Origin of the sequence: Aeromonas sp. s1(2024), from assembly GCF_040908005.1 — a bacterium.
Taxonomy (GTDB): Bacteria; Pseudomonadota; Gammaproteobacteria; order Enterobacterales; family Aeromonadaceae; genus Aeromonas; species Aeromonas caviae.
In genome coordinates, this window is record NZ_JBFOCW010000014.1 from 97,823 (window position 1) to 117,151 (window position 19,329).

19 protein-coding genes and 1 pseudogene are annotated in these 19,329 nt (G+C 63.2%); 3 read left to right on the forward strand and 17 right to left on the reverse strand.

Features of this window, described 5'->3' with window-relative positions; translation table 11 throughout:
- The first annotated feature begins 289 nt into the window (after positions 1–289).
- Both AB5Y70_RS03605 and nqrE read left to right on the forward strand, forming a co-directional pair.
- On the forward strand, positions 290–583 hold the full coding sequence (locus AB5Y70_RS03605; protein ID WP_010673751.1) for a hypothetical protein: 294 nt from the start codon (positions 290–292) through the stop codon (positions 581–583).
- 191 nt (positions 584–774) lie between these two features.
- Entirely contained in the window at positions 775–1,374 is a 600-nt protein-coding gene (nqrE, locus tag AB5Y70_RS03610) for an NADH:ubiquinone reductase (Na(+)-transporting) subunit E (protein WP_010673752.1), read from the forward strand.
- Between the two features lie 32 nt (positions 1,375–1,406).
- Here nqrE and AB5Y70_RS03615 read toward each other — a convergent pair whose 3' ends face one another.
- The 16 genes and pseudogenes from AB5Y70_RS03615 to leuS form a co-directional block, all read right to left on the reverse strand.
- Positions 1,407–1,895 carry a GNAT family N-acetyltransferase gene (locus tag AB5Y70_RS03615; protein ID WP_043153214.1) on the reverse strand — a complete coding sequence of 163 codons (489 nt, stop codon included), beginning with the start codon at positions 1,893–1,895 and terminating at the stop codon, positions 1,407–1,409.
- Positions 1,896–2,040: 145 nt separating this feature from the next.
- Entirely contained in the window at positions 2,041–3,006 is a 966-nt protein-coding gene (lipA, locus tag AB5Y70_RS03620) for a lipoyl synthase (RefSeq protein ID WP_368175934.1), read from the reverse strand.
- Between the two features lie 85 nt (positions 3,007–3,091).
- Entirely contained in the window at positions 3,092–3,784 is a 693-nt protein-coding gene (gene lipB / locus AB5Y70_RS03625) for a lipoyl(octanoyl) transferase LipB (protein WP_010673755.1), read from the reverse strand.
- A 93-nt stretch (positions 3,785–3,877) separates the two neighbouring features.
- Entirely contained in the window at positions 3,878–4,141 is a 264-nt protein-coding gene (gene ybeD, locus AB5Y70_RS03630; protein ID WP_010673756.1) for a DUF493 family protein YbeD, read from the reverse strand.
- Positions 4,142–4,420: 279 nt separating this feature from the next.
- A complete protein-coding gene (locus AB5Y70_RS03635; protein ID WP_039041110.1) occupies positions 4,421–5,650 on the reverse strand; it encodes a D-alanyl-D-alanine carboxypeptidase family protein in 1,230 nt (409 codons plus the stop codon).
- 165 nt (positions 5,651–5,815) lie between these two features.
- Positions 5,816–6,745: a septal ring lytic transglycosylase RlpA family protein gene (locus tag AB5Y70_RS03640; RefSeq protein WP_244812911.1), complete on the reverse strand. Its 930-nt coding sequence runs from the start codon at positions 6,743–6,745 to the stop codon at positions 5,816–5,818.
- Positions 6,687–7,685: a lytic murein transglycosylase B gene (gene mltB / locus AB5Y70_RS03645; protein ID WP_279955930.1), complete on the reverse strand. Its 999-nt coding sequence runs from the start codon at positions 7,683–7,685 to the stop codon at positions 6,687–6,689. The genes AB5Y70_RS03640 and mltB overlap by 59 nt, the downstream gene beginning before the upstream one ends.
- Positions 7,685–8,788, reverse strand: coding sequence for a rod shape-determining protein RodA (rodA, locus tag AB5Y70_RS03650; protein ID WP_010673760.1), 1,104 nt, complete (start codon positions 8,786–8,788; stop codon positions 7,685–7,687). The genes mltB and rodA overlap by 1 nt, the downstream gene beginning before the upstream one ends.
- Positions 8,785–10,698: a penicillin-binding protein 2 gene (mrdA, locus tag AB5Y70_RS03655; protein WP_010673761.1), complete on the reverse strand. Its 1,914-nt coding sequence runs from the start codon at positions 10,696–10,698 to the stop codon at positions 8,785–8,787. The genes rodA and mrdA overlap by 4 nt, the downstream gene beginning before the upstream one ends.
- Positions 10,699–10,762: 64 nt before the next feature.
- Complete coding sequence (rlmH, locus tag AB5Y70_RS03660; RefSeq protein ID WP_005298242.1) at positions 10,763–11,230, reverse strand: 23S rRNA (pseudouridine(1915)-N(3))-methyltransferase RlmH; 468 nt, start codon at positions 11,228–11,230, stop codon at positions 10,763–10,765.
- A 21-nt stretch (positions 11,231–11,251) separates the two neighbouring features.
- The gene (gene rsfS, locus AB5Y70_RS03665; RefSeq protein ID WP_010673762.1) at positions 11,252–11,593 is read right to left on the reverse strand and encodes a ribosome silencing factor; all 342 of its coding nucleotides are present in this window, start codon (positions 11,591–11,593) and stop codon (positions 11,252–11,254) included.
- 212 nt (positions 11,594–11,805) lie between these two features.
- A complete protein-coding gene (nadD, locus tag AB5Y70_RS03670) occupies positions 11,806–12,459 on the reverse strand; it encodes a nicotinate-nucleotide adenylyltransferase (protein ID WP_043153207.1) in 654 nt (217 codons plus the stop codon).
- The gene (gene holA / locus AB5Y70_RS03675) at positions 12,453–13,487 is read right to left on the reverse strand and encodes a DNA polymerase III subunit delta (RefSeq protein WP_043153206.1); all 1,035 of its coding nucleotides are present in this window, start codon (positions 13,485–13,487) and stop codon (positions 12,453–12,455) included. Before holA ends, nadD begins: the two co-directional genes overlap by 7 nt.
- 35 nt (positions 13,488–13,522) lie before the next feature.
- A pseudogene (locus tag AB5Y70_RS03680) lies at positions 13,523–13,630 on the reverse strand (DNA polymerase III subunit delta); the annotation flags it as partial.
- Positions 13,631–13,657: 27 nt separating this feature from the next.
- Positions 13,658–14,140, reverse strand: a complete 483-nt coding sequence (lptE, locus tag AB5Y70_RS03685) for an LPS assembly lipoprotein LptE (protein WP_043153202.1) — start codon at positions 14,138–14,140, stop codon at positions 13,658–13,660.
- A gap of 112 nt (positions 14,141–14,252) precedes the next feature.
- The gene (gene leuS, locus AB5Y70_RS03690) at positions 14,253–16,829 is read right to left on the reverse strand and encodes a leucine--tRNA ligase (RefSeq protein ID WP_043153199.1); all 2,577 of its coding nucleotides are present in this window, start codon (positions 16,827–16,829) and stop codon (positions 14,253–14,255) included.
- Between the two features lie 242 nt (positions 16,830–17,071).
- On the opposite strand from leuS, the gene AB5Y70_RS03695 reads away from it, so the two are divergent.
- Positions 17,072–17,560 carry a zinc ribbon-containing protein gene (locus AB5Y70_RS03695; RefSeq protein ID WP_041215952.1) on the forward strand — a complete coding sequence of 163 codons (489 nt, stop codon included), beginning with the start codon at positions 17,072–17,074 and terminating at the stop codon, positions 17,558–17,560.
- 85 nt (positions 17,561–17,645) lie between these two features.
- On the opposite strand, the gene lnt is transcribed toward AB5Y70_RS03695, so the two are convergent.
- Positions 17,646–19,175, reverse strand: coding sequence for an apolipoprotein N-acyltransferase (gene lnt / locus AB5Y70_RS03700; RefSeq protein WP_043153198.1), 1,530 nt, complete (start codon positions 19,173–19,175; stop codon positions 17,646–17,648).
- Positions 19,176–19,329 lie beyond the last annotated feature (154 nt).

Consider the following 19,329-nt stretch of genomic DNA (forward strand, 5'->3'; position numbering starts at 1 on the left):
GATGCAAGTCGCTTTCTCAAGGTGGTGCAACCTTGCCGGTTTTAGGGAATAGGGCGGTGTTTAATATCGCTCCTGTTAATATCTCATGGTGGAAAATGCAATAAGTGACGGTATTGTGATATATTCCACCTGTAATTTTTCTTGACGGACAGCCCCCTTGTCATCCTCTCGCCGCCCCTCGTCATGGCCGATGGTGCTTGCCATCGCCTGCCTTCTCTGGCTTGCCGCTGCGGCGGCGGCAGGGGTCGTTGCAACTAAGGGAATGGAGACGCAAGGGCAGGAGCGGCCGATGCTGTTCCATGAGCCAGCGAACCCGGGGCTTGCCGACAACGTCAGCCTGCCGCCCGCCTCCCAGTGGCGGCTCGGTTTCGAGCAGGGACGGCGACTGGAAGGGGCCGCTCATGCCGAGCTCTACCAGATGCTGCTGGCCTGGTTCCAGCACGAGATCCTCGGCCTGCTCTGTGGCCTGCTGTTCTTCCTGCCCCTCATCTACCTCAGGCAGCGGCCCGACTACTTCGGCGCTCTGCACACACGGCGGCTTCGCTGCCACCACCTGCAATATCGCTTCTGCCAGGGCGACTAGGTTCACCAGCCGGGCGCCCGCCCGTTTGATCCCCGTCATTGAGTACCGCTGACCGGGCTGCTCGGCAGTCTGGCGGCTGCCGTGGTCATTACCGGGTGCTGCGCCAGCTCTCTCTGTAAACGTCATCTTCGCGACTGGCCGTTGGCCGGGCGCGGACATGCTCTTATTGCAACCAAGTGGTGAACTCATTCATGGACTATTACGTCAATCTCTTCATCCAGTCGATCTTTGTGGAAAACCTGGCGCTGGCCTTCTTTCTTGGCATGTGCACCTTCCTGGCCGTTTCCAAGAACATCAACACCGCCTTCGGTTTGGGCATGACGGTGCTGGTGGTCATGGTGATCGCCATCCCCCTCAACAACCTGATCTACCGCCATATCCTGCGTCCCGAGAGTACCTTCCTCGGGGAGTTTGATCTGGGCTTTCTCGATTTCATCGTCTATATCGGGGTGCTGGCGGCGCTGGTGCAGGTGATGGAGATGGTGCTCGACAAACATTTCCCGGCGCTCCATCACGCGCTCGGCATCTATCTGCCGCTGCTGACGGTGCATTGCGCCATCTTCGGCGGGGTGATGTTCATGGCCCAGCGGGATTACGACTTCATCGAATCCGTGGTGTACGGGGCGGGCTCAGGGCTGGGCTGGCTGCTGGCCATCGTCGCCATTGCGGGATTGCGTCAGAAGATGAAGTATTCGGATGTGCCCGAGGGGCTGCGGGGTATCGGCATCACCTTCATCGTGGCCGGGCTGATGTCCCTCGGCTTCATGTCCTTTTCCGGCATCTCGCTCTGAGCCATGGCCGGGTGGTGGCCCAATGAAGGTGCTCAATCCAGACGCTTTGCCATGTTGTAGCCCGTGATGGTGAAGCCCAGCGCCTGATAGAGCGCCAGTGCCCTCGGGTTGTCATGGGCCACCCTCAGCTTGATCTGGTGGATGCCTAGGGGGGCGAGCTGCGCCTCCAGGGCGGCCATGGCTGCCTTGCCGAGGCCGCGACCACGATGGGGCGGTGTCACATAGAAGTCGTAGATGAAGGTGGTGCCGGCGGCGCCGTCGATGGCGTGCCAGAGATAGCCCAGAGGCTCGCCCGGCGCGTTCGAGGCTTCAGGTACCATGGCGAGCAGGTGATGACCCGGGGTGGCGACACCCAGTGGCAGGAGCTGCTGCAACGAGGCGTCGGCCTGACGGTGGGCGTCAGGCAGCGCCATCCCGTGGTTGCTGGCAAGATCCTGGGCGTAATCCTCGATGAAGTAGTCGCGATAGGCGTGAAAGTCTGCGTCACGCAGGGGGATCAGGCGAACGGTGAGAGTCGGCATCCGGCACAGCACTCCAGAGAAGGGGAGTGGCCACGTTACGCCAGAACGGCGCCAATCACAAAGGGACAACCGCTGCCTGCGAGGTGACGGCGATAAAAAAAGAGCGCCCAGGGGCGCTCTTTTTTCTGCCAGCAGGAAAAGAGGCTTATTTGACCTCTTCCCCCTTGGCTTGCAGGTCTGCGTGGTAGGAGGAACGCACGAAGGGACCGCAGGCGGCGTGGCTGAAGCCGAGATCCATGGCCACATCCTTGAGTTCGTCGAACTCTGCGGGCGGCACATAACGCTTCACCGGCAGGTGGTGGCGGCTCGGTTGCAGATACTGGCCCAGGGTCAGCATGTTGACGCCGTGCTCGCGCAGATCCTTGAGCACCTCGACGATCTCTTCGTTGGTCTCGCCAAGGCCCATCATCAGACCGGACTTGGTCGGCACGTGGGGATGCATCTCCTTGATGCGGCGCAGCAGCTCCAGGGACCACTTGTAGTCGGCCCCCGGACGGGCAACCCGGTACATGCGCGGGGCGGTTTCCAGGTTGTGGTTGAAGACGTCAGGCGGGGTCTCGCGGAACACCTCCAGCGCCTGCTCCATCCGGCCACGGAAGTCCGGGGTCAGGATCTCGATGCGGGTCTGGGGGCTGTGCTCGCGGATCTCGCGGATGCAGTCGGCGAAGTGCTGGGCACCGCCGTCCCGCAGATCGTCGCGGTCCACCGAGGTGATCACCACGTACTTGAGGTTCATCTCCTTGATGGTCAGTGCCAGCTTCTTCGGCTCCTCCGGATCCAGCGGCAGCGGGCGGCCGTGGGCCACGTCGCAGAAGGGGCAGCGGCGGGTGCAGATGGCGCCCATGATCATGAAGGTGGCGGTGCCGTGGTTGAAGCACTCCGCCAGGTTGGGGCAGGAGGCTTCCTCACACACAGAGTGCAGCTTGTTCTTGCGCAGGGTGCTCTTGATGTGCTCGATCTTCTGGCTCGACGGCGGCAGCTTGATCCGCATCCACTCCGGCTTGCGCAGCACTTCCTCGCTGGGATCCGGCATGAATTTCACCGGGATCAGGGCCATCTTGTCGCCATCGCGCAGCTTGACGCCCGGCTCCATACGAACGGGTTTGCTCATGATTCACTCTCGGTGTTTGTTATTGTCTGGTTGACGGTCACCAGGGGCCTCGCAGCTTCCTCGTGACCACGGGGCATGGGGTTGCTCATGCCGCCTCTTCGGTATTCGTGATCTCTTGGTAGCCAATCAGGCGGGCCAGCTCCGTCACCAGCAGAGACTGTGCCTCGGCGACGCTCTGCGGGCCGCCCAGGGCGCTGGTCTGGGTCATGGCCATACCCGCATAGCCGCACGGATTGATGCGCAGGAAGGGGGTCATGTCCATGTTGACGTTGAGAGCCAACCCGTGGAACGAGCACCCCTTGCGAATGCGCAAGCCCAGGGACGCCAGCTTGGCCTCCATGCCCAGATCGCTCTTCACGTAGACGCCCGGGGCATCGGCCTTGGCGTAGGCCTCGATATTGCTTTTGGCGAGCGTGTTGATGATGGCGGTTTCGAGGCAGGTCACCAGCTCCCGTACAGAGAGCTTGCTGCGGCGCACATCCACCAGCACGTAGAGCACCAGCTGGCCCGGGCCGTGATAGGTCACCTGGCCACCGCGATCACTCTGCACCACCGGGATGTTGCCGGGGGCGAGCAGGTGTTCGGCCTTGCCGGCCTGACCCTGGGTGTAGACGGGGTCATGCTCCACCACCCAGAACTCGTCCGGGGTGTCGGGGGTGCGATTGTCGGTGAACGCCTTCATGGCGTCCCACACCGGCTGGTAGGGGCGACGGCCCAGCTGTCTGACGAGCAGTTGGCCGGCTGACGGTTGTGGCTCGGCGGGCGTTTCGAGTGACATCTTTCCTCACTGGCGGCGCGGTGTCGGTACGGTCGCCGCTGCGACCGGGCGGCAAATAATCAGTCGCCCCGGTGGCGGGGCGAAAGAGGCAGCTTACAGGACGTAACGAACCAGCTCGATCTTGCCAAGGGCGGTATACATGGCCTCGATGTGTTCCTTGCTCTGGGCGGTGACCGTCACCCGTACCGAGTGATAGTTGCCCTTGGAGCTCGGTTGAACGGTCGGGCTGTAGGTGCCGGGAGCATGTTGCTGCAGCACTTCCACCACCATGTCGGGCAGGGCGGGATCGGCCACGCCAAGCACCTTGAACGGGAACTTGCAGGGGAACTCCAGCAGTTCATCAAACTTGGTATTCATCTACTTCACCTTTCTGGGTCGCCGGGACGCGGCGTCATCTTTACGTCTTTGAGGGCCGCCGAAACGGTCCCCTCATCAGCCCCCAGGGGGCAGTTCCCAGTCTATATGGGCATGAGCCGCCTCGGGATCAAGACCCGGCGGTGCGGCAAGACGTGGAAATGCTGCTTTTTACCACAAATCGTCAGTCGGCGGAACCTGCAGATTACAGGGTTATTGACTGGACAGACCGCAAAAGACAGCAGCGGCGCCTGTTGGCGCCGCTGCTTGAGGAAGGGTCTGTTACTTGAACCAGCTGGAGACCAGCATCACCAGGTAATCCCACAGGCGGCTCATCAGGCCACCTTCCTGCACCTCTTCCAGGGCAACCAGGGGAACCTGCTTGATCTCCTTGTCCCCTTGCTTGAGGTACACGGTGCCGACGCGCTGGCCCTTGGCCAGGGGCGCCTTCAGCTCGCTCTCCAGCTGGAAGTCCGCCTTGAGGTTGTTGCCCTGGCCACGGGTGACCAGCACGGAGACGTCCTTGTCGACCCCCAGCTTCACTTCAGACTTGTCGCCCATCCAGATCTTCTGGGTGACCAGTTCGGTGCCCGCCTTGTAGGGGGTCAGGCTCTGGAAGAAGCGGAAGCCGTAGGTGAGCAGCTTCTTGCTCTCGGCGGCGCGGGAGGCCTCGCTGTTGGCCCCCATGACCACGGCGATCAGGCGCATGCCTTCGTTGTTGGTGGCGGAAGAGACCAGGTTGTAGCCGACCTGGCTGACGTGACCTGTCTTGATGCCGTCAACCTGCAGGGATTGGTCCCACAGCAGGCGGTTGCGGTTGTGCTGGGTGATGCCGTTGAACACGAAGGACTTCTGGGAGTAGATCTTGTACTCCTCCGGCTGATCGTGGATCAGAGCCTGACCCAGGCGGGCCATGTCGCGGGCGGTACTGTAGTGGCCCTCTTCATCCAGGCCGTGGGGGTTCTTGAACTGGGAGTCCTTCATGCCGAGCTTGGCGGCCCAGGCGTTCATCAGGCTGGCGAAGGAGTCGGTGCTGCCTGCCAGGTGCTCGGCCATGGCGACGCAGGCGTCGTTGCCGGACTGGATGATGATGCCCTTGTTGAGATCATCGACGGAGACCTGCTTGCCCACCTCGATGAACATCTTGGAGGAGTCGGAGTAGTTCTTGGACCAGGCGTTCTGGCTGATGGTCACCATGTCGGTGCCCTTGATGTTCCCCTTGTGCAGCTCGTCGCCGACGATGTAGGAGGTCATCATCTTGGTCAGGCTGGCGGGGGGCAGACGCTCGTCGGCGTTCTGCTCGGCCAGCACCTGGCCGGAGAAGTAGTCGATCAGGATGTGGGCCTTGGCGGAGATCTCGGGCGCGGCAGGCACCACCATGGGGGCGCTGTTCAAAGTGGGGACCGGCTGGGCACTCGGCAGGGCCGAATCCGGGGTCGGAACAGGCTGGTTGGCCTGAGCGGTGGCGCTTAACAGGGAGGCCAGAATAACGGAGCGGGCAAATTTGGACATCTTGAAATTCCTGGTGCCTGGATGGGATGTACCCAAGTTGAAAAAAAGCGGGCCCCACTATACCAGATGTGCGTGTCGGTCATAGTCCGAGATGCGACCTGGACGGGATTTTATGGGATGGCCCCCGACCTCGCGTCGTATCCCGGCGCGAGGTCGGGGCGGGTATCAGGGCACGATGAAGGCCTGCTCCAACCCACCCTGGCGTATCTGCTCGAGCAGGGGGGCCTGCTTGTCGCTGGCCACGGGCCCGAGCAGGACGCGGAAGACGGCGCCATGTGCCACCACCTGGTACGGCACGCCATAGCGCTGGGTCATCACCTTGCCCATGGCCTCGGCCCGCGCCTGCGAGCCGCTGGCAAGCACCTGGATCATCTTGCCCTGGGTCGCACCGGCCCTGGGAGGGGAGACGGTGGTGGTCGCCGTGGCGGCAGGAGCAGGAGCAGGCGCGGCCTTGGCCGGTGCCGTGGGGGCCGGCGTCTCGTTCACGAAGGAATTGGCTGCTGGCGCCGCAGGCTCCATGGGCGTCATCGGGGTCATGGGCACCATCTCCACCATCTGATCGGGCTGATCGGTGATGAGTTCGAGGCGCACCCGGGCCTCACCCCCTTCCACCATCTCCAACTGCGCGGCGGCGGCGTGAGAGAGATCGATGAGGCGATCGCTGCCGAAGGGGCCGCGATCATTGACGCGTACTATGGTCTCCAGACCGTTGTCCAGATTGGTGACCCGCACGTAGCTTGGCAGGGGCAGATTGCGGTGGGCTGCGCTGAACAGGGTGCTGTCCTGCACGTCACCGTTGGCAGTCTTGTTGCCGTCCAGATCCCGGGAGAGCCAGCTGGCAGTGCCTTCCTCGCTGTAGTGCTTGATGTCGCGCCACACCTCAAACTTCTGCTTGCCGATCCAGTAGTCCCGGTTGCCGCTCTCGCTCATGGGTTCGGGGCGGGGAATGGCGCCGGTCGCCTGGGGGATCTCGATGACCTGGGGCTTCTCCTGGGGGACGGGCTCCGGGGGCAGCGGCTGGGGTTCGGGTTGGCTGCTACAGGCGGCCAGCAACAAGGTCAGGCTGAGGGGAAGAAGTTTGTGGCTGTAATGCATAAGCGTCCTGGATTGCTTGACTGAGTTGATGCACCGCCATCGCATAGAGAGGGCTGCGATTGTAGCGGGTGATCACGTAAAAATTGTGGCGCGCGACCCAGTATTCCGGTCCTTCGGCCTGCTCCATCGCCAGCAGTTTTACCGGCGTCTCGGGTGACGGCGGTGTGGCGACTTCTATGCCCGCAGCGGCCAGCTCTGTCCAGCGGTGTCTTAGCTCGGGCTCGGGTGCAAGCAGGGTACCTACTGGCGCCAATCCGATCAAGGCGGGCTCCACCACCGGCTCGCCCCAGCGCCAGTGGTGCAGGGCGAAGTAGTTGGCCACGCTGCCGATGGCATCTGCCGGGTTGGCGAAGAGATCCCGCTTGCCGTCTCCGTCGAAGTCGACCGCGTAGTGGCGGTAGCTGGAGGGCATGAACTGGCCCATGCCCATGGCGCCGGCATAGGAGCCCTTGAGATTGGTGAGCGGCCACTTCTCTTCCCGGGCAAGCAGCACCAGCTGGGCAAACTCCTTGGCGAAGAAATCTGCCCGTTCTGGGTAGTGGAATCCCAGGGTGTAAAGGCTGTCGAGCACCGGATGGCGGCCCATCTGTCGACCGTAAAAGGTCTCGATGCCGATGATGGCGACGATGAGGGAGGCGGGGACCTGGTAGGTCTGCTCGGCCCGTGCCAGGGTGGCGGCATGGCGCTGCCAGAATCCCACTCCGTCCCGGATGCGCTCCGGGGTGACGAACAGCGGCCTGTAGCGGTGCCAGGGCTTGGCTTCCCAGGGGCGGCGGATGGTGTCCAGCACCTCCTGGCGCAGGCTGGCCTGGGCGGCGGCGGCCTGCAACTCTGCCAGCGGCACCTGCTGCTGCTCGGCCAGCAGGCTGAGCCGGGCCGGCGAGACGGCAGCACCCGCCGTCAGGGTGCACAGAGATAGAGCCAGCCAGCCGAGCCGCATCAGGCGAGCAGCCGCCTGTGGGTCTGGATGGACATCAGAACGCCGAAGCCCGCCATCAGGGTTACCATGGAGGTGCCGCCGTAGCTCACCAGCGGCAGGGGAACCCCTACCACCGGCAGGATGCCGCTTACCATGCCCATGTTGACGAACACATAGACGAAGAAGGTCAGGGTCAGGGCGCCCCCCAGCAGGCGTTCGAAGCTGTTCTGGGCCTGCATGGAGATAAACAGGCAGCGGCTGATGATGTAGAGGTAGATGACCAGCAAGAGGGCCACTCCCACCAGACCGAACTCCTCGCTGAATACGGCGAAGATGAAGTCGGTGTGGCGCTCTGGCAGGAATTCGAGCTGGGACTGGGTGCCTTGCAGCCACCCCTTGCCGAACACGCCGCCGGAGCCGATCGCAATCTTGGACTGGATGATGTGATAGCCGCGACCGAGCGGGTCCTTCTCCGGGTCCAGCAGCATCAGCACCCGCTGGCGCTGGTAGTCGTGCATCAGGAAGAACCAGAGTACCGGCATGAAGGCGCAGATGAGCAAGACCGCGAGCCCGATGAGCCACCAGCTGATCCCCGCCAGGAAGATGACGAAGAAGCCGGAAGCGGCCACCAGGATGGAGGTGCCGAGATCGGGTTGGGCCGCGATCAGCAGGGTGGGCAGCAGCACCATCACCAGGGCGATCATCACATGGCTGAACTTTGGCGGCAGGGAGTGCCGGCTGAGCCAGGCGGCCACCATGATGGGCATGGAGAGTTTCATCACCTCGGAGGGCTGGAACTTCATGAAGCCGAGATCGAGCCAGCGCTGGGCCCCCTTTCCGATATGGCCGAACACGTCCACCGCGATGAGCAGCAGCACCACCACCGCAAACAGGGGCACCGACCAGCGGGCATAGAGGGAGGGCGGCAGCTGTGCCATGCCGATCATCAGACCGAAGGCCAGGGCGCCGCGCACCAGCTGGCGCACGATGGAGTCGAGATCCTGGCCCGAGGCGGAGTAGAGCACCACCATGGAGAGGGCCATCAGGGTCAGCAGGCCGAGCAGCAGCGGCAGGTCGATGTGCAGCTTGTACCAGATGCTCTGCTGGCGGGCAGAATTACTCATTGGGAAACGACCTCACTCGGTTGGGACGGCTTTTCCGGTGCCGGTGGCAACTGGGGTTCCGGCGGCAGCAGATAGGCATCCAGCATGTGGCGGGCGACCGGTGCCGCCATAGCGCTGCCGCCCCCGGCGTTCTCCAGCACCAGGGCGACCACCGCCTTGGGTGCCTCGAAGGGGGCGAAGGCGACGAACAGGGCGTTGTCGCGGTGCTCCACCTTGGTGGTGGCCGCGTTGTAGACCTGGTTCTCCTTGAGGCCCACCACCTGGGCGGTGCCGGACTTGCCCGCCGCCTTGTAGGGGGTATTGGCGAAGGCGCGGCGCCCCGTCCCTTCGTGGCCGTTGATGACGCGCCACATGCCGTCCTTGGCCACCTGCCAGTAGGTATCGCTCTTGGCGGCGATGGCCACGTTCGGGTTGATGGGGGCGTTGACCACGCCATCGGAGGAGGCGGTGCTCTTGAGCAGGTGCGGCGTCACGTCGTGACCGTTTTGGGTCAGGATGCTGATGGCCTTGGCGAGCTGGATCGGGGTGGCGCTCCAGTAGCCCTGGCCGATGCCGATGGAGATGGTGTCCCCCTGGTACCAGGGTTGACGCCAGCGGGCCATCTTCCAGTCCCGGGAGGGCATGACGCCCCGGGTCTCTTCATAGAGGTCCACGCCGCTGTACTGGCCGAAGCCGAACTTGGTCATGTAGCTGTTGATCTTGTCGATGCCGACCCGGTAGGCGAGATCGTAGAAATAGGTATCCGCCGACACCTCGATGGCACGATAGACGTCGAGCCAGCCGTGGCCCCAGCGGCGCCAGTCCCGGAACTTCTTGGTGGTGCCCGGGATGGAGAAGCTGGGCCCGCCGAAGTAGCGGTAATTGGGGGTGATCGCCCCCTCGTTGAGCCCCATCACCGCCATCATGGGCTTGACGGTGGAGGCGGGGGCATAGATGCCCTGGGTGGTGCGGTTCACCAGCGGCCGGGCGGGATCGTTGAGCAGCGCCGAGTAGTTGGCGCTGGAGATGCCGGTCACGAACAGGTTGGGGTCGTAGCTCGGGCTCGACTCCATGGCCAGGATGGCGCCGGTGTTGGGCTCCATCATCACGATGGCGCCCCGGCGGCCGGCCAGCAGCTCCTGGGCCTTCAACTGCAGGCGGATGTCGATGTTGAGGTAGATGTCCTTGCCGGGCTCGGGGGGCTGGAATTTCAGGGTACGTACCACCCGGCCGCGGTTGTTCACCTCGACCTCCTGATAACCCGCTACGCCGTGTAGCTGATCCTCGTAGTACTTCTCCACCCCCTGTTTGCCGATGTCCTTGGTGGCGGCATAGTTGGCGAGCTTCTCCTCCTTCTCGAGGCGCTCCACGTCACGGGTGTTGATCTTGGCCACGTAGCCCAGGGCATGGGTGAGGGTATCGCCGAACGGGTAGTAGCGCTTGAGGTAGGCCTCGATGCTGGCCCCCGGGTAGTTATGCTGGTTGACCGAGAAGAGGGCGACCTGGTATTCGGTCAGCTTCTCGAACAGGGGCACGGGCTTGAAGCGGCGCTGACGCTTGACCTCGGCCAGGAACTTCTCCTTGGTCCCCTCCGGCAGGGCCAGCAGGGTGATGAGGTCGTCCGCGGTCTTCTCCAGGTTCTCGGTCTCTTCGGGCACGATCTCCAGGCTGTAGACCGGGCGGTTTTCCGCCAGCAGAACACCGTTGGCGTCGTAGATGAGGCCACGGGGCGGCGCCACCGGCACCACACGGATGCGGTTGTCGTTGGAGCGGGTCTGGTAGGTTTCGTAAGACTCTACTTGCAGGTAGTAGAGGTTAGCCAGCAGCACCAGCATGAGGGTGACCATGCCGATGTAGGCGACCAGGGTGCGCCGGAAGAACAGACGTCCCTCGGCACTGTGATCGCGCATTTCAATGCGATTCTTCAGCATGCCGTTACCTTGTGGCTGACGTGCGGGTGAGAGAGGAGAAATGCATGCTCAGGGTCGGCATGGGTCACTCTCTGTGATAAGGGTGATTGGTGGTGATGCTCCAGGCGCGGTAGAGGCTCTCGGCCACCAGCACCCGCACCAGGGGATGGGGCAGGGTCAGGGGCGAGAGCGACCAGCTCTGTTCCGCGGCAGCCTTGCACTCGGGGGAGAGCCCCTCCGGGCCACCCACCAGCAGGGCCACGTCCCGGCCATCCAGCTTCCAGGCTTCCAGTTGCACGGCGAGCTGCTCCGTGGTCCAGGGCTTGCCCGGAATGTCCAGGGTCACGATGCGGGAGCGGCCGGCGGCGGCCAGCATGGCTTCCCCTTCCTTTTGCAGGATGCGGGGAATGTCGGCATTCTTGCCGCGCTTGCCTGCGCCGATCTCGACCAGCTCGAACGGCATGTCTTTGGGGAAGCGGCGACGGTACTCTTCGAAGCCATGCTCTACCCAGGCAGGCATCTTGGTGCCCACGGCAATCAACTGGATCTTCATCTTTGGTTACGCTGTCGCCCTTTATTGCGAATTGACCTGGGCGGCGCCGCTCCAGAGCTTTTCCAGCTGGTAGAAGTCGCGGTACTCATCCTGCATCACGTGGACGATGACCGACCCCATGTCCACCAGCACCCACTCACCGGTGAGTTCCCCTTCCACGCTCAGCAGGTCGAGCCCCGCATGACGGGCCTCGCTGGCGAGGTTGTGGGCGATGGCACTGACGTGCCGATTGGAGTTGCCGGAGCAGATGATCATGGTGTCCGTGATGCTGGATTTGCCGCGCACATCGAGGGTGATGATGTCGCGGCCTTTCATGTCATCGATCTTGTCGACGATAAAGGCGAGCAATTCTTGGCCTTGCAATGTCTTCTCCTATCTTCCGGCGCCAGAGGGCGGCGGATTATATCATGGTCACTCCCGTTTCCCAGCCTGGCAAAGGGAGCGTCGCCCGGGGAGCCGTCCCGTGGGGGAGGGGCTCCTTGACGATCACTATAGTGTGCAACCCGGCCTGGCAATAGTCAGGGCCGGGCCCGGTGCGCCCGGACGTGTCGGCTGACCCGCCTGCGTGACGCCGTTTACTGCGTTGCCGATGAGCGGTAGAGCCCGTGGCGCCGGATATAGTCGGCGACCGGGTTGGGCAGCAGGTATTTGGGATCCTGGCCTGCCGCGAGCAGGGCACGCAGCCGTGTGGCCGACAGCTCGACGGGCAGGTTGTCACAAAGCCAGACATGACCGTGGCGCTGGCGATGGAGATCCTGAATGTCCCGGGTCTGGTGGCGGGCCAGCAGCTCGGCAACCTGGACGGGATAATCCGGTTGCCAGCCTGGGCGGCAGCTCACCACCAGATGGGCGTAATCGAGCAGCTCCTGCCAGCGGTGCCAGCTCGGCAGGCCGAGCAGGGAATCCATCCCCATCAAAAAGCAGAGCGGGGTGTCCGGCAGCTCGCTCCTCAACTCGACAAGGGTGTCGATGGTCCAGGAGGGAGTGTCGCGCCTGAGCTCCCGCTCATCCACCACGAATCCCGGGTTGTCCGCCGCAGCCAGCGCGACCATGGCGAGCCGCTGCTCGCTGGAGCAGAGCGGATTGGCCCGGTGGGGCGGGATATGGTTCGGGAGCAGGCGCACCTCGGCCAGACCCAGGGCGTCCCGTGCCTCGATGGCGGGCCTCAGGTGGCCGATGTGAATGGGATCGAAGGTGCCGCCGAGGATCCCGATGGGCGGTGTCAGCATGATTCCGTCTCCAGCAGGGGGAGCGGGGTACCGTCACGAAAGCCGAGGGCGATGGTTTGCAGCATCAGCCAGGCCTGCTCGGTGTCGAAATGGCGCTGGGCATGGTCCAGCTGGGCCATCAGTTGCCAGAGCTGCCGGATCTTGGGGAAGGGAAGCCGGGTCAGCGCCTGCTGGATGAGCTGCTGGCGGCTCTGCCAGATGCGCAGGCGGCTGAAATGCTCCACCAGGGGCTGTCCGGCGCGGGCGGCCAGCGCCAGCTCGGTGAGCTGCTCCAGCTCGCGGCACAGGGTCCAGGCCAGCATGCCGGGTTCGGTGCCCTCGGCGCGCAGGGCCAGCAGGATGCGCTGGGCCCGGTTCACCTTTCCTTCCAGCAGGGTATCGACGAGCTGGAAGGGAGTGAAGTGGGCGTGGCGGATGATGGTCTCCTGCAGATAGGCGACGCTGATGGGCTGGGGCGGCGAGAGCAGGGTCAGCTTCTCGATCTCCTGGCTCGCGGCCAGCAGGTTGCCCTCGTAGGCGTGGCACATGAAATTGACCGCATCCGGCAGTGCCTTGAGGCCGAAGCGCTGAAAGCGGGCGCTCATCCAGCGCGGGAAGAAACGGGGCTCGGGGTGGTTGACCGGTACATAGGTGCCGCTCTGGCTCAGCTTGTCGAACCAGGACGCCTTCATCTGGGTCTGGTTGAGGCGGGGGCCCGAGAGCACCAGCAGCAGGTCGGGGTGGAGCTGCTTGCCAATGTCGCTGATGCGGGCGGCGAGATCCTTGTCGATCTTTGCGGGCAGCTCCAGCTCGATGATCTGGCGGGCCGAGAACAGGCTCATGGCCTGGCAGGCATCGTAGACCTGGTTCCAGTCCAGCCCCTGTTCCACCACGAAGCTGTGGCGTTCATCGAAGCCCTGTTTGCGTGCCACCTGGCGCACGGCGTCGACGGCTTCCAGCTTGAGCAGGGGCTCGTCCCCAAAAATGAGATAGCAGGGCTTGAGCCCTACCTTGAGATGACCCGCGAGTTGTTCAGGGTAAATCCGCATCAGAACCTGGCCTGGTTGAGGGGGAAGGATGCACGGTCGATGGCTTGCTCATTCTTGAACAGGAAATCGTCCCCGAAAATGAGATAGCAGGGCTTGAGCCCTGCCTTGAGGTGATCCGCAAACTGCTCGGGATAGACTCTCATCAACACCCTCTCATCAAGATACGCGCATCAGAACTTGACCTGACTGAGCTGGCGAATAACCAGGTTGGCGGCCTGCTCCTGCATCTCCTTGCCCAGCTGCTCCTGCTCGCGGGAGGAGGCGAGTGCCGCATCCGGCTTGTTCAGGAAGCTGCGGTTGAAGGTGATGGGGAAGACCTGGGTCGGTTTGCCCGGCATGACCACGGTGAACTGGGTGCTGTAACTCAGCAGGTATTCGCGGTCCTGGCCGATGGAGTCGACGGAGGCGACCTGGCTGCGGCTACGAACCCCGGCCAGGGTCAGCACCGGGATGCCCTCCTTGTCGGCGAGTTCGACGCCAGCGGCCTTGAGACGGGTGGTGACCAGTCGGTAGAAGTCGCTTTTGTTGTCACCGACCACTTTCATGGTCATCAGCTCGGGGGGAATGGCGGTGCCCCGCATCTGAAAACCGCAGGCCTGCAGCAGCAGTCCTGCCAGCACGATGGCCATCCAGCGCGTGAAGATGGTGCCCATAAAAAATCCTCTTTGCATGAAGGGAAGAGCGGCGGGCGCAGGGCCCGCCGTCATCATCCGTGTGTCGTCAGCCCCTGGCCCGGACCGTCGGCCGCCGCCAGGGGAGGCGTCATCAGTTGGCCACGATGTTGAGCAGCTTGCCCGGCACGTACACGACTTTGCGCACGGTCAGACCGTCGGTGAACTTCTGTACGGACGCATCGGCCATGGCAAGCTTCTCGACGTCGGCCTGGCTTATCTCGGCCGGCACGGTCAGCTTGCCGCGCATCTTGCCGTTGATCTGCACCACCACCAGCTTCTCGGTCTCGACCATGGCCGCTTCGTCAGCCACCGGCCAGGCCGCGACATCGATGTCCCCTTCCTTGCCCAGCATCTTCCACAGCTCGAAGCCGATGTGCGGGGTGATGGGGTAGAGCATGACCACGACCGCTTCCAGCGCTTCCTGCATCAGGGCGCGATCCTGAGCGTCGCTGCCCAGTTTTGCCAGGTTGTTCATCAGCTCCATGATGGCAGCGATGGCGGTGTTGAAGGTCTGACGGCGACCCACATCGTCGCTCACCTTGGCGATGGTCTTGTGCAGCTCGCGGCGCACGGCTTTCTGGTCGCTGGTGAGGGCGGCGACGTCCAGTGCGGCAACGGCGCCACCGGATACGTGCTCGAAGGTGATGCGCCACAGGCGACGCAGGAAGCGCTGGGCACCTTCCACGCCGGAGTCGGACCACTCCAGGGTCATCTCGGCCGGAGAGGCGAACATCATGAACAGACGGACGGTATCGGCGCCGTAACGCTCGACCATCAACTGCGGGTCGATGCCGTTGTTCTTGGACTTGGACATCTTGGTCATGCCGGAGTGCATCACTTCACGACCCTCAAGGTCGACAGCCTTGGTGATGCGGCCCTTGTCGTCACGTTCCACCTTGACGTCGAGGGGGCTGACCCAGACGTTGCCGCCCTTCTCATCCTTGTAGTAGAAGGCGTCGGCCAGCACCATGCCCTGGCAAAGCAGACGCTTGAACGGCTCGTCGCTGTTCACCAGGCCCGCATCGCGCAGCAGCTTGTGGAAGAAGCGGGCATAGAGCAGGTGCATACAGGCGTGCTCGATGCCGCCGATGTACTGATCCACCGGCAGCCAGTGGTTGGCGGCCGCCGGATCCAACATACCCTTGTCGTAGTCCGGGGAGCAGTAGCGGGCGTAGTACCAGGAGGACTCCATGAAGGTGTCGAAGGTATCGGTCTCGCGGAACGCTTCCTGGCCGTTGTAGGTGGTCTTGGCCCACTCGGCGTCAGCCTTGATGGGGCTCTGGATGCCATCCATCACCACATCTTCCGGCAGCAGTACCGGCAGTTGATCTTCCGGGGTCGGCACCACGGTACCATCCGCCAGGGTCAGCATGGGGATGGGAGCGCCCCAGTAGCGCTGACGGGAAACCCCCCAGTCGCGCAGACGGTAGTTGACGGTGCGCTTGCCCTTGCCGAGCCCTTCCAGCTTGTTGGCGATGGCATCGAAGGCACCCTGGAAGTCGAGACCGTCGAACTCGCCGGAGTTGAACAGCACGCCCTTCTCGGTATAAGCCGCTTCGCTCACGTCGACGCCGCCATCAACCGGCTTGATCACCGCCTTGATGTCGAGGCCATATTTGGTGGCGAATTCGAAGTCACGCTGATCGTGGGCCGGAACCGCCATCACGGCGCCGGTGCCGTAGTTCATCAGCACGAAGTTGGCGACCCAGACCGGCACCTTGCGGCCATCCAGCGGGTGAATGGCGTAGAGGCCGGTGGCCATGCCCTTCTTCTCCATGGTGGCCAGTTCAGCTTCGGCTACCTTGGTGTTCTTGCACTCTTCGATGAAGGCGGCCAGCTCCGGATTGTTCTGGGCTGCTTGCAGCGCCAGCGGGTGACCGGCGGCGATGCCCACATAGGTCACACCCATGAAGGTGTCCGGACGGGTGGTGTAGACCTCGAGGTGCTCGGTCTGACCGTCGATATTGAAGCTGATGTTGACCCCTTCGGAGCGGCCAATCCAGTTGCGCTGCATGGTCTTGACCATCTCCGGCCAGCCTTCCAGATTGTCGATGTCGTTCAACAGCTCTTCGGCGTAGTCGGTGATCTTGATGAACCACTGAGGGATCTCTTTCTGCTCCACCGGGGTGTCACAGCGCCAGCAGCAGTTGTCCACTACCTGCTCGTTGGCCAGCACCGTCATGTCGTTCGGGCACCAGTTGACGGAGGAGGTCTTCTTGTAGACCAAACCCTTCTCGTAGAGCTTGGTGAAGAACCACTGCTCCCAGCGATAGTAGTCCGGCTTGCAGGTGGCCAGCTCGCGATCCCAGTCATAACCCAGACCCAGCATCTTCAGCTGGTTCTTCATGTATTCGATGTTTTCGTAGGTCCAGGGGGCCGGCGCCGTGTTGTTCTTGATGGCGGCGTTTTCTGCAGGCAGGCCGAAGGCGTCCCAACCGATGGGTTGCAGCACGTTCTTGCCATTGAGCCGTTGATAACGGGAGATCACATCACCTATGGTGTAGTTGCGAACGTGCCCCATGTGTAGACGACCAGACGGATAGGGGAACATGGAGAGGCAGTAGAACTTTTCCTTGTCTACTTTCTCCACCGCCTTGAAGGTTTTCTTGGCATCCCAGTGCTTCTGCACTGCTGGTTCTATGGATTGGGGAACGTATTGCTCTTGCATTGGTGACATCCGGATCTGTGAAATGAATAGATAAAACGGCTGGGAAATCCCGATAGAATACCCATATCCTGCGGCGGCAACAACCGCCAGCATCCGCCCGGTCTCGGGCCAGGTCCGGTACCCGCGAGGATTTGCAGAGCCGCGAGAGTCGCAACGAAGTGAGAATGGCAACCGCCGCCCGTATCCGCCGAGCCCGAGGTCAGGGTCTGGCTCGATCGGGATTCAGCAGAGGAGTGATGGCCATGGACAAACGTCGACAAGGGTATGAAGCCTTTATCGCCCAGCTCAAGAAGCAGTGGGAAGAGACGGAAGCGTTTCAGGGAGAGCGCCTCAACCGGATGATCGCCAAGGTGCAGGCCTATCTGGAGGCGGCCGGGGATCTGACCCAGGACGAGCTGGCGCTGATCGCCGAGTATGTGAAGCGGGATCTGGGCAACTATGACGAAGGGCGCAAGGATGAGCAGGTGGAGGAGTCCGCCTTCATGCTGGCGCTCAAGGACACCGCCTGGTCCTGGCTGGCAGACGTGACCGACCGCACCCAGGTGGAGTGGCAGGAGTTGGCGGACGAGCTGGAGCACAAGGGGGTCTACCGGGCCGGCGACTGGGTGGGGCTCGGAGTATTGGTGTGCGATCACTGCGAGTGGCGCCATACCGTGCTGCACCCGGAGCAGCTTGGCACCTGCCCCGAGTGCGGGGCCGATGAGTATCACCGTGAGCCGCTGTCTCCTTGAGCCGCCAGACTGTGCCAAGCCATAAGCCAAGCCATAAAAAGAGGCGCCCAAGGGCGCCTCTTTTGTTTATCGGGGTTGTGTGGTCTTAGCCCTTGCGTGCCCAGGGGTGGGCACGGGGGCGTAGCCACAGGGCCAGCCCCAGCAGGGCGGCGGCCAGGCCATACATGGGCCAGCTGCCAAAACGCAGATAGGGGGTCACGCCGTGGGCGGGGCGTACCTCGGCACGCAATACTCCAGCCTCGAACTGCGGGATCTGGGCGATGATGCTGCCGTCTATCTCGGTGACGATGGTAATGCCAGTGTTGGTGTCGCGCAGCAGCGGGCGGGCCAGCTCGAGGGCGCGCATGCGGGCGATCTCCATGTGCTGCCAGGGGCCGATGCTGGTGCCGAACCAGGCGTCGTTGGAGACGGTCAGCAGGAAGTCGGTATCCGGCTGCACGTTGCGGCGCACCTCGTCCGGGAAGATGATCTCGTAACAGATGGCGGCGGCAAACTTGAGCCCCTTGGCGATCAGGTTCGGCTGCACCTCGTCTCCCCGGCTGAAGGAGGACATGGGCAGGTTGAAGAAGGGGGCGATGGGACGCAGCAGATCTTCAAAGGGCACGAACTCGCCGATGGGCAGCAGGTGGTACTTGTAGTAGCGGTTCTTGTGCTCGTAGTAGTAGGACTCCTTGCCCTCAGCATCCTGTACCCCCATGCCGAGCACGGTATTGAAGAAGCGCTGCTGTTTCAGATCGTAATGGATGATCCCCGCCAGCAGGCCGGTGTCGTTCACCTTCATCGCCTTGTCCAGGCTCTCCAGATAGGTACCCATCTCCTTCTCGATGGCCGGGATGGCGGACTCCGGCCAGACGATGATGTCGGCATCCTGGTTCTCGCGGCTGAGATCCTGATACTTGCGCACGGTCGGCACCAGGGCCTCCGGATCCCACTTGAGGGACTGCTCGATGTTGCCCTGCACCAGCGCGACCTTGACCGGTTCACCCCGGGTCACCCAGTTGAGCTGCATCAGCCCCTGGGCGGCGCCCACCAGGGCGACGGGGAGCAGCAGCCAGGCCGGCTTGCGGTGCTGCCATACCAGCCAGAGGGCGGAGGCGGTGAGCAGCAGGGCGAGGGTGATGCCCTGCACCCCGAGAAGGGGAGCGAAGCCCTTGAGGGGGCCGTCTATCTGGGTGTAGCCGAACCAGAGCCAGGGGTAGCCGGTCATCACCCAGCCCCGCAGCCAGTCGGCCATCAGCCAGAGCGCCGGGAAGGCGAGCAGCCAGCGACTCCAGTGGCGGCCGACAAAGAAGCGGGCGAAGAGCCAGCAGGCCAGGGTCGGGTAGAGGGAGAGATAGGCGCAGAGCCCGGCCAGCAGCACGAAGGCGGCCGGCAGCGGAATGCCGCCAAACTCCGTCATGCTGACGTGGATCCACCACTGCCCGGGCAGGAACAGACCCATGGCGTAGCCGAAGCCGCGCCAGGCTGCCTGTTTGGGGGTGGCCTTGTCCAGCAGGGCGTAAAGGCCGAGCAGGGAGGGGATCACCAGGGGCCAGTAGCCGAAAGGGGAGAAGGCCAGCACGGCGATGGCGCCGCTGACAATGGCAAACAGGCTGGTCAGGAGTTTCGATTTCACGGGGGATCGGGGCTCGAATTGGACTGAATGGAAACACAATGGCCGACATCTTAACCGCAAACCGGGTCAACGGCGAGCCTCGCGGTCGGCGTGGGTCCAGGGGCGGTCGCGCGGCGGGAGAGAGGCAAAAAAAGCGCCCCTGACGAGAGGGGCG

Bases quoted from the DNA above. Each gene is read 5' to 3' on its own strand.
- AB5Y70_RS03615 (WP_043153214.1), bottom strand. From the start codon at position 1,895: ATGCCGACTCTCACCGTTCGCCTGATCCCCCTGCGTGACGCAGACTTT.
- mrdA (WP_010673761.1), bottom strand. From the start codon at position 10,698: ATGCTGAAGAATCGCATTGAAATGCGCGATCACAGTGCCGAGGGACGT.
- AB5Y70_RS03605 (WP_010673751.1), top strand. From the start codon at position 290: ATGCTGTTCCATGAGCCAGCGAACCCGGGGCTTGCCGACAACGTCAGC.
- nqrE (WP_010673752.1), top strand. From the start codon at position 775: ATGGACTATTACGTCAATCTCTTCATCCAGTCGATCTTTGTGGAAAAC.
- rlmH (WP_005298242.1), bottom strand. From the start codon at position 11,230: ATGAAGATCCAGTTGATTGCCGTGGGCACCAAGATGCCTGCCTGGGTA.
- AB5Y70_RS03695 (WP_041215952.1), top strand. From the start codon at position 17,072: ATGGACAAACGTCGACAAGGGTATGAAGCCTTTATCGCCCAGCTCAAG.
- lipB (WP_010673755.1), bottom strand. From the start codon at position 3,784: ATGTCACTCGAAACGCCCGCCGAGCCACAACCGTCAGCCGGCCAACTG.
- rodA (WP_010673760.1), bottom strand. From the start codon at position 8,788: ATGAGTAATTCTGCCCGCCAGCAGAGCATCTGGTACAAGCTGCACATC.
- lptE (WP_043153202.1), bottom strand. From the start codon at position 14,140: ATGGGCACCATCTTCACGCGCTGGATGGCCATCGTGCTGGCAGGACTG.
- holA (WP_043153206.1), bottom strand. From the start codon at position 13,487: ATGCGGATTTACCCTGAACAACTCGCGGGTCATCTCAAGGTAGGGCTC.
- mltB (WP_279955930.1), bottom strand. From the start codon at position 7,685: ATGCGGCTCGGCTGGCTGGCTCTATCTCTGTGCACCCTGACGGCGGGT.
- AB5Y70_RS03635 (WP_039041110.1), bottom strand. From the start codon at position 5,650: ATGTCCAAATTTGCCCGCTCCGTTATTCTGGCCTCCCTGTTAAGCGCC.
- nadD (WP_043153207.1), bottom strand. From the start codon at position 12,459: ATGCTGACACCGCCCATCGGGATCCTCGGCGGCACCTTCGATCCCATT.
- leuS (WP_043153199.1), bottom strand. From the start codon at position 16,829: ATGCAAGAGCAATACGTTCCCCAATCCATAGAACCAGCAGTGCAGAAG.
- AB5Y70_RS03640 (WP_244812911.1), bottom strand. From the start codon at position 6,745: ATGCATTACAGCCACAAACTTCTTCCCCTCAGCCTGACCTTGTTGCTG.
- ybeD (WP_010673756.1), bottom strand. From the start codon at position 4,141: ATGAATACCAAGTTTGATGAACTGCTGGAGTTCCCCTGCAAGTTCCCG.
- lipA (WP_368175934.1), bottom strand. From the start codon at position 3,006: ATGAGCAAACCCGTTCGTATGGAGCCGGGCGTCAAGCTGCGCGATGGC.